A 12,452-nucleotide genomic window follows, 5' to 3' on the forward strand; every position below is an offset into this window, starting at 1 on the left:
TGAAACACAGACATGTTCAAGTTGAGCAGCACCCTCAAGTCCGTGCTCCTGGCCCTGCTGGCCGCCTTGATCGGCTACTCGTGGGTTGTGGTCCACCTCGGCCCGAACGCCGGGCTGCTGGTGATCGCGGCCCTCGTCGCCGGTCCCGTCGGCCGGCTGGTGTACCGGGCGAAGTCCTTGCGCTCGCGGATCCGGCGCGGCTAACCGGAGTTGAGCTACTCCCTGGGACTGTGGCAGCAGGCACCGCTGCCCCGCTTCGACGCCCCGTACGAGTACGTGTGGCCGCGCATCGCACGGATGCGCAAGCACCCCGGCGGCCTGGACGTCCTGATCGGGTTGCTCCCAGGCCAGGTCCCCGAACAGGTAGCCCAGCACGCGCACGGGATCGCGCACGCCTGGCGCGTCCACCGGGTGGAAGTGACCAGCCCCCGTCGCGGGGCCGTGGTCCTGCGGGCGTGGACCTTCGACCCGCTCGCCAAGCCGTTCACGGCCACCGGCCGAACTCCCAAGCCGGTGCGGCAAACGCTCCGCAGCCGGCTGAGGGGGTGGTTCGGTCGGGTCCGGGCGCTGGCGGGCAGGTGCCGGTTTCGCCTTCGCCGTGTGGCGGGCGGAACGCGGAAGGCCGCCGCGTCCGCCTGGGCGGCTTCGGCACCTGGGCTTCCGGACACTGGTGGCAGCCCTGAGGCTGGTCCGCCGAGCACGGCGGCACCTGGCGGACGTGGCGGCGGAGGTGGAGCTGCGACCGAACCGCTCGGTCAAGTCCCGTGGCGGTCGGTGAGGATCGGCGCCCAGGAGGACGGCGGGCCCTGGCACTTGCGACTGCACGGCACCCATGTCCTGGTTGCCGGGGTCACCGGCTCCGGGAAGGGATCCGTCCTGTGGGGCGTGGTCCGGGAACTGCTGCCCGGAGCGTCCGCCGGCCTGGTGGAGATCTGGGCGCTGGACCCGAAGCGCATGGAACTGTCCTTCGGTGCAAGCCTGTTCACCAGGTACGCCAGCGACCCCGAGCTCATGGTCGAGCTGCTCGAAGCAGCCGTCGACCGGATGCAGGAACGCGCCCTGGCCTTCGCCGGCCGCCTCCGGGCCCACGTTCCCACCGCGGCTTCGCCGTTCGTCGTCGTCATGGTCGACGAACTCGCCTTCCTCACGGCCTACCAGCCCGACCGGGACCTCCGGCGTCGTGCCGAAGCGGCGATCGCGACCCTGACCAGCCAGGGCCGCTCGTTCGGGTTCTGCCTCGTCGGGGCCCTCCAGGACCCCCGCAAGGAAGTCATGAACCTCCGAAACCTGTTCCCCGACCGGATCGCCCTGCGCATGGACGAAGCCGCGCAGGTGGACATGGTCCTCGGCAGCGGCGCCCGCGACCGGGGCGCGTACGCGGACCTGATCTCGCCCGACCCCACGACCGGCGCGGGCGTCGGCTACGTCCGCAACGAGGGCAGCCCGACCCCGGTCCGCGTGCGGGCGGCCTACGTCTCCGATGCCGAGATCGAGGCCCTCGTCGCCCGGTACGACAACCAGTCCGTCTATGGGGTGTCTAGCCCCCTGGACAACTACGTGGAAACGTCCTCGGAAGGAGCTGCACAGCCGTGATCGTCACCGGCTCGCTCGTCCTGTTCCTCGGCGCCCTGATCGCCGTCCTCCTCCGGCACCAGGCCCTGAAAGCCACGCACCTGATCCTCTGCGGCGTCTTCGGCTTCCTCCTCGCCGAGACCTGCGCCTCCTCCCTGATCAAGCACCTGCTCGCCTGGCTCACCAAGACCCTCGCCACCATCCACCCCTGACCGGAGGTACCGCCATGTCCAACCGTCGCCTGCCCAGCGCCGCCAACTACCCCGTCCCCACGCCGGCGAACGGCCAGGACCCGCGCTTCACCCGCGGCCTGCTCGTCGACATCGCCCGCCGGATCGAGGACGCTGGCTTCCCGCCCATCACCACCGGCCACGACCTGGTCCGCCTGATGGGACCCTCTACGTCTTCTGCTACTCGGAAGACCGCTGATGACCGGAACCACCCGCGCGGAACGGGCCCGGATGCCCCTGGCCCGTTCCGTGCTCCGTCAGGTCGCCGAGGAACACGGCGTCTGCGTCCGGCCGGTGGCCCTGCGCCGCACCGACACCGCCACCGGCCACACCGACCTCGTCGACATCCCGTGCGGCGCCACCCGCGCGAGCCTCTGCCCCAGCTGCGCCGAACGCAAGCGCCGCCTGCGCGCCGCCCAGTGCCGCGAAGGCTGGCACCTCACCGAGGAGCCCGTCCTCGAACCCGATGCCGCCACCGCCGCGCAGCAGTACCTCACCGAACTGCGGGCCGACCTGACCAAGGCCCACACCGCGGCCACCGGAGCGGAGGCCGACGAACTCGTCTTGCTGCTCGTTGAGATCGACACCGAACTCGCCGAGACCGGCGTCCGCGGCACCCTCGCCCCCGCCCCGGCAGCCCGCCGGGTCCGCTCCACCCGACGCCGGCAGGACAGCAGCGACCTGCCCCGCCGCCCGGTCGAGAACCGCACCCTCGGCAAGGCGTACACCACCCCCGACGGGCGGACCTTCCGCCCCTCGCTGTTCCTGACCCTCACCCTCCCCTCGTACGGACGCGTCCGCGCCGACGGCACCCCCGTCGACCCGACCACCTACGACTACCGCCGGGCCGCACGGGACGCCCTCCACTTCCCCAAGCTCATCGACCGGTTCGTCCAGAACCTGCGCCGCTTCGTCGGCCACGACGTCCAGTACTTCGCCGTCGTCGAACCCCAACGCCGCCTCGCCCCGCACCTGCACCTCGCCCTGCGGGGCACCGTCTCCCGCGCCGAACTGCGCCAGGTCGTCGCCGCCACCAACCACCAGGTCTGGTGGCCGCCCGCCGACCACCAGGTCTGGTGGCCGCCCGCCGACCACCCCGTCTACGCCCCCGACGCGCCGCCGCACTGGTCACCCGAACACGGCGCCTTCCTCAACCCGGCCACCCACGAACCGCTGCCCACCTGGGACGAAGCCCTCGACCTCCTCGACGACGACCCCGAAGCCCGGCCCGCGCACGTACTCCGCTTCGGCCCCCAGCTCGACGCCCAAGGCGTCCTCGTCGGCTCCCCGCAGGCCGCCCGCTGCGTCCGTTACCTGACCAAGTACCTCACCAAGTCCGTCGCCGAGTGCCACACCCCGACCGGCACCACCGAGAGCGACCACGTCGACCGCCTCGCCGCCGAACTCCGCCACGAACCCTGCTCGCCCACCTGCGCCAACTGGCTCCTCCACGGCATCCAGCGCCTACGTCTTGGCCGCCAACGGGAACCGACAGCGGCTCCACGTCTACGGCAGGACCTGCCAACAGGCGACGGACAAGCTCACCGAAGCCAAGGCCGCCAGTAACCGGGGCGTCCCTGTGGTCCACGCGCAAGGCACCGTCGGCAACTGGATCACCTACGGGCTCGACACCGTCGCGGTGCACCGCGTGCGCGAGACCACCCACACCCGCTACACGGCCGTCGCCCGCCTCTACACCATCCCGGGCCTCGGTGCGAAGAAGCTCTCCAAGGTCACCGCCAGGGACATCCGCACCTGGCTCGACGGCCTACGCACCCGCTGCCAGTGCTGCGCCCGCCGCACCGACCACCAGCGAACGCCGGCGAAGCAGCGGTGCTGCGCGGTGGGCGACTGCTGCCGGCGGGTGTTGAGCGCGCTCACGCTCACCTACATCCACACCGTGCTCAAGACCGCCTTGGAACACGCCGTCCAGGAAGAGGAGATCCCGCGCAACGTCGCCCGCAACGTCCGCCTCGGCACACCCCGGCCGCGACGGTTCGAACCCCTGACGGCAGAAGAGGCCCGCCAACTGCTCGACACCACCCGCGACCACCCACTCCACCCTGTGGTGCACCTCGCCCTCCACACCGGGTTGCGGCGGGGCGAACTCCTCGGCCTCACCTGGGAGGACATCGACCTCAACGCCGGCACGGCCGTGATCCGACGCACGCTCCAACGAACGAGTGACAACGGGTTGGTGCTGTTCCCGACCAAGACCAAAGCTTCCGAACGTCGCATTGCCCTGCCCGCCGCCTGCGTCCAGGCCTTGCACGCGCACCGCGCCCGCCAGCAGGCCGAGCAAGAAGCCGCAGGACTGCGTTGGAACCCCCGCGGCTACATCTTCACGGCGCCCAGCACCGTGCTCCCGATCGAACCCAGCACCCTCAACCGACGCTTCGCCACGTTGCTGCATCAAGCCGGCCTCCGCCGGATCCGCTTCCACGACCTCCGACACACCACCGCCACCCTCCTCCTGGACCAAGGCGTCGAACTCGTCGTCATCAAAGAACTCCTCGGCCACGCCCACATCGGCGTCACCGCCACCGTCTACACCCACGTCAGACTTCGCATCCAACGCAACGCCATCGACCTCCTCGGCAACGCCCTCAGCCACCCCGACACGGGGCCTGACAGTCGCCGCGACGGCGACGATCCACCGAGAAGTGGGATCTTGAACCCTACCCGGTGACGTCAACCGGTGACGTCAAACGATCAGGAGGCCCTACCGGGAAGATCTGGTAGGGCCTCCTGTGTTCTTGGGTCAGGTCGATGCGCTCCCATTTTGGTGACGCATCAGATTTCATGTCTCAAGCGCCTGAGCGCTGGGATGAACCGCCCGGATCTTGCCGATCCTGAACTTAGAAGTCGGAGCATCAACGATCACTGAGGGCGTATCCGGAGCGCTTCCCTGGAAGTCAAGGAAGCCCCCGGCAGCTCCACCGAGATGGAATCGGAGGGGCTGCCGGGAAGCTTTCTAGAAGGGAGAAACTATTTCCTTCGGGGCAATTCCCGTGATGAGGTTCTCCAGGGCCAGATCTGCTTTCCCGTGCCGTTTTGAACCGGCGCCAAGGAGATAGATGACGCCCTCCTCGTCGATTGCCAAGAAGAATTCTCCTCTCCCTATTTCTCCCAGGGGGAAGAAATTATGACCAAGCGACTCGGAGAGCTCTGCGAATCTGTCCCCCTCTCCGATGGCAAGCTCCGGGTCAAACTCGAACGGCTCTCGTGCGCATGTAACTCCAGGTCCACTGATATCGACTCTAAGTCCACCGAACTCGCTAAGGAAGTTCTCCGCCGCAGCGTGCCAAACGAATTCTCGTACCGATGTCTTCCAGTCGGAAAGGTCAACTCTTCGCCCCGGAGTCCAGCCGGCGCACAAAAGGACGCTCTCCGTCTCCGGGGAGAATCGAGGCATCTACTTTGCCCTCCTGAAATTGATGTCGTAATGATCGACCAGGACTTGGCAGCTTTCGCAAGGCCCAATGAGCTTTTGGAAGCTCTTATTTGTTCTGGTTCGCCCCAATGTCGCTGCAGCGGTGGCCCCAGTCGGGTCCAGTCCAGCATCTAGGGCTTCAGTCAAACACTGAACCAAACCGCAACCTCCGTGATTAACTCCACGTTGATCAGCTGGGATGGAGTTGAGGAGTCCTCGAATGGCTGGATGAACCCGCCGAACTCCTGCCCCTCCATCGCTATAAGCGACGATCGGGGCATTTCCGGGAATTTGCAGAGCTTCAATTACCTGCGGGCGCTTAGATCCCGAAAGGTCAGCAACTGCTTCTGCTTCCGAAAGTACCGCAGCAACAACGTCACAGTTATGAACGAGGACCGGCGTAGCCCCCGCCAGCACATAGTACGTGTGGAGGTTAGCGACCGTCAGGTCGTTGGCGGGTTGGGGGGTGGTCGTGTAGGGGCGGGTGTGGAGGATGAGTCGGGGGGTGTGGTCGGGGGTGGTGAGGTGGTGGCCGGGCTGGAGGTCCTTGGCCTCGGTCCAGCGGTGGGCCGTGTCGTCCCAGTACGGGTGGTGGGCGGTGGAGACGAGGGTGGTCGCCTCGGAGGTGGTGCCGTCCTCGTGGGGTGTGGCGATGGTGAGTTCGGTGAACTCGGTGTCGTCGGGCGTGGTGATCTTGGCTGTGATCGGTTCGGCGGTCGTCTCGCCGGTCTGGGGGGCCGTCGCGGTGACGGATTCACCGGGTTGGAGGTCGCCGATCGGTTTGGCGCTTCCGTCCGCCATCAGCACCGGTGTGCTCGGAGGGAAGCTGTGCGCGGGCCAGGGGCAGCCGGCCGGCGCGGATCCGCCGTGCGGCGTCTTCGGGGTCGGGATCTCCGGCGCCTTGCGGAGGTCCTTGATGACCGTTCCGGCGATCTCCGCAACCCACTTGCCCTTGACGAGCGAGGTGGCGGCCCAGAAGCAGGAGGCCTTGTCCCCCTCGATGCATCCCTGGGCGTCGCCGAGCGGTGTGACCTCCTTCGCGATGGCCCATCCGGCCCTCGCAAAGCCCTTGACCACGTCGAAGCCGCTCGCACGGCGGTCCTTGACCCTGCCGTTCTTCAGGACCTGGGTGTAGACGTATTCCCGGTTCGACGCCCGGCTGGTGTCGACAGCCGTCTCGTAGTAGCGGTGCTGGGCGTCGACGCTGACGTAGTCACTGGTCGCCGCCGTGTTGCTGACCGTGATGGTTCCGCCGTGGCAGTCGTAGAGCGTGCCGCATTCCTCAGACTTGAGACCGCTCGGGTCGCTGAGGTTGACGGGGTCGTTCTCGCTGTAGGCGTAGCCGTTCCACTGCTGCGGGTTCGCGGCGTCGAGGATCGGGTCGGGGCTGATGAAGCGTCCCGTCGCCGGGTCGTACTGGCGGGCTCCGAGGCTGGTGAGGCCCGTGGTGTCGTCCTTGCTGCCGCCGATGAAGCCCTTGGTGCCGGCCCAGTCGGAGGTCTGCGGCTGGGTGCCGCGGGGGTTGCCGAACGGGTCGCTGGGCCGGCGGGTGACGGCCTGGTCGGACGTGGTGTTGATCTGAAGGTTGGCTGTGCCGTGCGGGTCGGAGGCCTGGATGAGGACCTTGCCGCCGCCGATGGCCGCGGTGACGCGGGTGTAGGTGAGGCCGCCGGGGGCGGCGATGGTGCGGACGTTGCTCAGCGAGCCGCTGCCGGTGTCGAGCGTGAGCTCGTCGGTGGCGAGGCTGAGCGTGGTCTTGCCCGGGTTGCGGCGGATGAGCTGGTTGCCGTCCGCGTCGTACAGGTAGGTGGTGGCGTCGGTCTGCCCGGTCCTGGCGAGGTTGTCGAGCTTGTCCTCGCCGTTCCAGGTGAGGGTGCTGGTGCCGCCGGTGTCGGTGATGGAGGTGGTCCGGCCCTTGGCGTCGTACTGGTACGAGACGGTCTTGGTGCCGGCCGGCCCGGTGCTGGTGGAGGTGAGGAGGGCGTGGGGCCCGCCGGTTCCGCCGCCGGTGTTGGGCGCGTTGGTGGGGCTGTTGGTGCTCTTCGCGGCTCCGAAGGTCTGGGTGGTGGTGCTGTCGTTGAGGCTGTTTCCGGTGATGTCGCGCTGGACGAGGCCGGTACGGTTGCCGGTCGCGTCGTAGCTGTACGTGGTCCAGTACGGGGCGGGGCCGCCGATGCTGCGTCCGCCGGGGTTGGTGGTGGCGGGGCCGTTGGCGTTGTTGCAGCCGCCGACTCCGGGGACGGTGGAGGAGCTTCCGGTGCCGTGCGTCGCACCGGCGGAGTCGGTCCAGTCCGCCGTGGTGGAGGTGCCGCCCGTGTCGGTCCAGGCGCCGGTCAGCCGCCCGAGGTAGTCGTACGTGAAGCACTGGGTGTCGGTGGCGGTGGCGTCTTGCACCGTGGTGGCCGAGGTGATTCGGCCGGACGGGGTGTAGGTGTAGCTGGTCTGGTCGACCGACACCGTCCCGAGCTGGCGGTCGACGAAGTTGTTGATGACGCGCCCGGTCGCCCAGTCGTACTGCGTGGTGGCGACGACCTGGGTGCCGTACTCGCCGACGGTCGACCGGACGGGCCTGGCGAGCGCGTCGTAGCTCACCTTGGCGATCACCGCCTTGCCGAGGCTGGCCGCCGAGGTGACCAGTCCGGTGATGGTGGTGCCGTAGCTGACGGTCTCGGCCGGGAGGCCGCCTGCGGCGGGGATGCTGACCCTCTTCAGGGCGCCGATGACGTCGCTGTAGGTGTTGGCGGTGGTGTAGGTGCCTGCCAGTGCTCCCTCGGCGGAAGGGATGGTGACGGAGCTGCCGAGCGGCCGGTACGCGGTGTCGTAGCCGGTGACGGCCTTGGTGTAGGCGGCGCCGTCGGAGCCGCCGACGTAGCGGGTCGACGACGTCGGCTGGCCCTTGAGGATCGTGTCGTACGTCCAGGAGGCCAGTTGGTTCGCCGGTGCGACGCTGCCGTTGTACGAGCCGGTCCTGCGACCGAGGAGGTCGTAGGTGTAGGCGAGGGTGGTGTTCTTGGCGTCGGTGGTGTGGTCGACGCGGGAGTTGGCGTCGTAGAAGGTCCGGGTCGTGCCCGTGTCGGGGTCGGACGCGGAGGTCTGGCGGCCTCGCAGGTCGAAGGTGTAGTTCCAGGTGTTGCCGCTGCTGTCGGTGCGCCGGGAGGCGAGGCCGCCCGGGGTGTAGCCGTAGGTGGTGACGTCCGCGTCGGCGGCGTTGCCGGTGGCGGTGGGAGTGCGGTACTGCCACACGGCCGCGGTGCGGCCGCGGGCGTCGGTGACGGTCGAGGTCGGGGTCGCGCCCGTGGGCGGGGTGACGTCGGTGCGGTCGGCGCCGGGGTAGGCGTTGGTGCTGGCCCACTGGAGGTTGCCGTAGGAGCGGAACTCCGCGCGCAGTACCCGGCCCGTGCCGTCGTAGGTGTTCCAGGTCTGGCCGGGGATCTGGCCGTCGCCGACCGGGACGAAGATCGACTCGGTGGGGAAGGAACCGCCTTCGTAATACGGGTTGGAGGTCTTGATGACCCACCCGTGGGTGTCGTAGACGGTGTCGGTGATCAGCCGGCCGGTCGGGTAGGCGGCGCTGGTGCTCTGGCTCTGGCGCGGGCGCCCGAGGCCGTCGAGCAGGTCGATGGTCGCGGAGTAGGTGACGCCGTCGTCGTTGATCGTCTCGGTCTTGACGGCTGCCGGCCCGTCCGTGCCCCGCACGGTGTACGTGAACTTCTTGCTCGCCGCGCCGTCGGTCGGCCGGTCCGGCGCCCACACCGCGGTGATGCGGCCGAGGGCGTCGTACTGCGCGGTGGTGACGCGGTCGTTGAGGTCCCGGCTGGTCAACGGGGAGCCGCGGGCCGGGTCCTGGGTGACGGTCGTCGTCCAGTCGGACCCCAGCGGACCGGTGCTCCGGACCTCGGTGGGCAGGGCGCCGGAGGCCGGGCTGATGGCGGAGGTCGTGACGGCCGGGGTGACCGAAGGGCCGCTCAGCTGCTTGCCGGAGCGGTCGTAGGTGGATCCGTCGGTGGTCCCGGACGTGGTGCTCCGCCCGTAGGCGTCGAAGGCCGCGCTGCCCTGGTGGGCGTAGACGGGGCCGCCGGCCTGGTCGAAGTGGTCGAGCACCTGGGTACTGGTCGGGTCCCCGGTGGCGCCCGCCTGGCCGAACGGCTTGCCGTCGTAGAGCGTCCGGTTTCCTGCGACCGTGTTCGAGGCCGACGGCACGGTGCCGCACGGGCCCTGGACGGTCACGATCTCCGAGACCAGCATGAGCCGTTGCGGGTTGTCGCTGGTCGCGTAGCCGGAGGTGGTGCAGGTCTCGGGGGCGGTGGCGCTGCCGTCGCCCTTGTCGTTGACCTGGGTCACCCGGTTTCCGCGGGTCGGGTCGGTGGTCGTGGTCACCGTGGAGGTGCGCCAGCTGCCGTCGGCGAGCTTCGCCTTGGAGACGTCCGTGGTCTGGGAGTCCGGGTAGCGGGCGTAGACCTTCGACGAGCCTGCACTCTGGGTGTGGGTCGCGGTGATCTGCTGGCCGTTGTAGGTGGTGCCGGAGACGGACTGGACGCTGCCGCCGGCCTTGTCGTAGGTCTCGGTGGCGACGACGCGGCCGCCGAGCCAGTCGTTGTCGGCGACGTTCCCGCCGAGGGGGCTTGCCACCTGGACGCTGCGCTGGCTGCCGTTGCGGAGGTAGTCCCCGTCCATGCCGCGCAGGTAGGTGGTGGTCTGCTGAGTCTTGGGTGCCTCGCTGACCGAGCCGCTGCCGGTGGTGGTGGTCACCGACTGGTAGCCGCGGAAGTTGTCCCAGGTACGGGTCTTGGGGTCGGTGAACTCGGCGTCGTTGCGGTGCCAGGCGGCGCCGCCGTTGTAGGTGTACTCGGTGGTCCTGCCGATCGGCGGAGTGGCGACGAGGTCCTGCTCGGTGATGGTTCTGACGAGCGGCTTGTTGAACCAGTCGTTGACCGGGTCGGGCGAGGACTGGCCGGGGAGGTACCACTTGACCGGCATGCACGCCATGGAGTTGTTGTCCTCGGAGGCGGGCATGTGGTTGTTGACCCGGGAGCACTCGGGGTCGCTGTAGATGACGTTGATGCGGCCGCCGGTCTCGGTCGTGATGCCCTGGATGCGCGGGCGCATGAACATCGGCGCGGCCGGGACGAGGCCGTCCACGCGGTTGGCCATCATCACGTAGGTGAACGAGACGGCCGGCAGGCTGATCGGCGCCTGGCCGTTGGAGCCGGTGCGCTGGACGGAGTCGAGCTGCAGGGTGCGCTTGGTTCCGTCACCGGGGTCGGCGAGGGACTGGGACAGCGCCCACGTGTCGACGTCGCGGTAGGCGGAGTCGACGAGGACCTGGGTGGTGATCGCGGTCAGGCGCTTGGTGGTGAAGAAGGTCGGCGCGTAGTTCGAGCACGCCCCGGAACCGGTGCAGATCTGGTCGATCGGCACGTCGGGCCAGGCGTCGGCGTTGGCGGTGGTGCGCTGGCTCTCCGCGCACGTGATCGAGCCGGAGGCCTTGCAGCGCTCGTCGACCGTGAAGAGGACCTTGGCGGCGGGGTTGAGCGCCCCCTTGGCGGCCTTCTGGTCGTCCAGGCGCTGGCCGTAGCCGATCTCCTTGAGGTAGCCGGTCCGCTGGTAGTCGGTGAGGCTGCCGTTGCCGTTGTTCTGGGCGCCGCCGCGGCTGTACTTGTTGCCCTCGGTGGCGTACTTGTAGGTGGTCAGGTTGCCGTGCGGGTCGACGACGTAGTCGAGCTGCCAGCGCCAGGCCATCTGGCACCACGAGTTCTTGCCGGAGCCCGCGCCGTAGCAGGGGTCGCCGCTGTTCGGTGAGTAGACCGGGGTGGTCAGGACCGAGTTCGCGGACGGATCGCTGCCGTCGCCGCCGGGGAGGTGGTTGCGGCCGAAGTAGTACTGGATACCGTCGGTCGTGGTGATCCGCCAGTACTCCATGTCCCGGTAGTCGGTGTCGCCGGCCGCCTTGGGTGCGCCGGTGAGCTGCTCGATCTTGGAACCGTCGTCACTCTGCAGGTGCCAGACGCCGGTGGCGTCGTCGCGCACGATGGTGCCGGAGCGGCTGCCGAGCGAGAGCGTGGCGTTCTGGCCGGCCCAGCACTGGTCGGTGGAGCCGGTGATGCCGGCCTTGTCACAGCCGCGGTAGGACCGCTCGATGTAGCCGGGTTCGTAGCCCCAGCCGTCACCGACCCACGAGGACTGGGAGTTGGTGGCCGACGTCCTGCCGTCCACCGCGGCCGAGTTGTAGTCGAGTCCCACGGCCGGGGCGGCGCCGCCGAGGGACGGCGGTACCTGGATCGGGTAGCTGTACGTGAAGTTGCCCGAGTTCGACCCTGCCTTCCACCCCGCCGACGGCGAGAGCGGTGTCGCGGTGTACGACCCGCCGGGGCCGGACGGAGCGGGAGCCGCTGCCAGCACGAGCGCTCGCCCGGCCGGTGCGGGAGCGGTGGCCGGGCTCTGCGCGGATGTGAAGGACGCGTTGACGGCGTCCTGCGGGTTGGCCTTTCCTGAAGGCTGCTGCGGGCTGGATGCGGAGGGCAGCTTGACGTCCGCAGTGACCTTGCCCTGCCCGTCGAGCGTCGCGGGGACGGGTGTCCGGGTTCGGCACTCTTCCCGCTCCGGGGTGGTCAGCGCGCACGAGGGCAGTGCCACGAGCGTGGCACGGTCCGACCAGCCTGCGGCCTGGAGCGCCTTGAGGTCGAGCGTGACGCTCGCCGCACGTCCGTCGCCCTTGCCGGGTGCCTCGGCGTCGGTCAGGGCGACGAGGGGGCCGGTGACACCCGCGGCCTTCCCCTTGTCCTGACCGGCCACCTGGACGGTGACGGTGTGAGCGCTCTCGCCCGTACCGTTTCCGGGTGCGACCGAGACGGCGAGTGCCCCGGCCTTGGAGCCGGTGCCACCGCCGGAGGCCGGGGAGGCGCCGCCGGTCGCCGACCGGGCGGACTTCGCCCCCGGGCTGTCCGGGCCGAGCGTCACGGTCTCCGTCCCGGTCACCACGGGCGGTGCCGTCTCCGGCTTCCAGTCGGCCGGCTTCGCGGCGGGTTTGGCCGCCGGTTTGGCGTCGTGTCCCTCCACGGAGGTGGTGGCGCCGCCCAGCGGTGTGCGGGGCGGTGTCCAGACCTCCCCCTCGGGCGCCGGATAGGTCCACGCCGCCGCGGGTGGCACGGCCACCCCGGTCATGGCCAGCGCGACCATGGCGGCCATGACGGGTGACCGCCACCGGCCTCGTGCTGCTG

At 69.4% G+C, this 12,452-nt stretch carries 6 protein-coding genes and 1 pseudogene; 5 read left to right on the top strand and 2 right to left on the bottom strand.

What is annotated here, in order from left to right; all coding sequences use genetic code 11:
• Nucleotides 1-12: 12 nt before the first annotated feature.
• The 5 genes and pseudogenes from ACFYUY_RS11305 to ACFYUY_RS11325 all read left to right on the top strand — a co-directional run.
• The gene (locus tag ACFYUY_RS11305; protein WP_387900052.1) at nucleotides 13-204 is read left to right on the top strand and encodes a hypothetical protein; all 192 of its coding nucleotides are present in this window, start codon (nucleotides 13-15) and stop codon (nucleotides 202-204) included.
• A gap of 570 nt (nucleotides 205-774) precedes the next feature.
• Entirely contained in the window at nucleotides 775-1,593 is an 819-nt protein-coding gene (locus ACFYUY_RS11310) for an FtsK/SpoIIIE domain-containing protein (RefSeq protein ID WP_387900054.1), read from the top strand.
• Nucleotides 1,590-1,784 carry a hypothetical protein gene (locus tag ACFYUY_RS11315; RefSeq protein WP_387900056.1) on the top strand — a complete coding sequence of 65 codons (195 nt, stop codon included), beginning with the start codon at nucleotides 1,590-1,592 and terminating at the stop codon, nucleotides 1,782-1,784. Before ACFYUY_RS11310 ends, ACFYUY_RS11315 begins: the two co-directional genes overlap by 4 nt.
• A gap of 249 nt (nucleotides 1,785-2,033) precedes the next feature.
• Nucleotides 2,034-3,368: a replication initiator gene (locus ACFYUY_RS11320; RefSeq protein WP_387900468.1), complete on the top strand. Its 1,335-nt coding sequence runs from the start codon at nucleotides 2,034-2,036 to the stop codon at nucleotides 3,366-3,368.
• A pseudogene (locus ACFYUY_RS11325) lies at nucleotides 3,259-4,491 on the top strand (tyrosine-type recombinase/integrase); the annotation flags it as partial. The gene ACFYUY_RS11320 and the pseudogene ACFYUY_RS11325, both read left to right, overlap by 110 nt.
• Nucleotides 4,492-4,776: 285 nt before the next feature.
• Here the strand turns inward: ACFYUY_RS11325 and ACFYUY_RS11330 are convergent.
• The gene (locus tag ACFYUY_RS11330; RefSeq protein ID WP_387900058.1) at nucleotides 4,777-5,217 is read right to left on the bottom strand and encodes an SUKH-3 domain-containing protein; all 441 of its coding nucleotides are present in this window, start codon (nucleotides 5,215-5,217) and stop codon (nucleotides 4,777-4,779) included.
• Complete coding sequence (locus tag ACFYUY_RS11335) at nucleotides 5,218-12,420, bottom strand: RHS repeat-associated core domain-containing protein (RefSeq protein WP_387900060.1); 7,203 nt, start codon at nucleotides 12,418-12,420, stop codon at nucleotides 5,218-5,220. It lies immediately after the preceding gene.
• Between the last annotated feature and the right edge of the window lie 32 nt (nucleotides 12,421-12,452).

It is taken from the genome of Kitasatospora sp. NPDC004745 (assembly GCF_042873275.1).
Taxonomy (GTDB): Bacteria; Actinomycetota; Actinomycetes; order Streptomycetales; family Streptomycetaceae; genus Kitasatospora.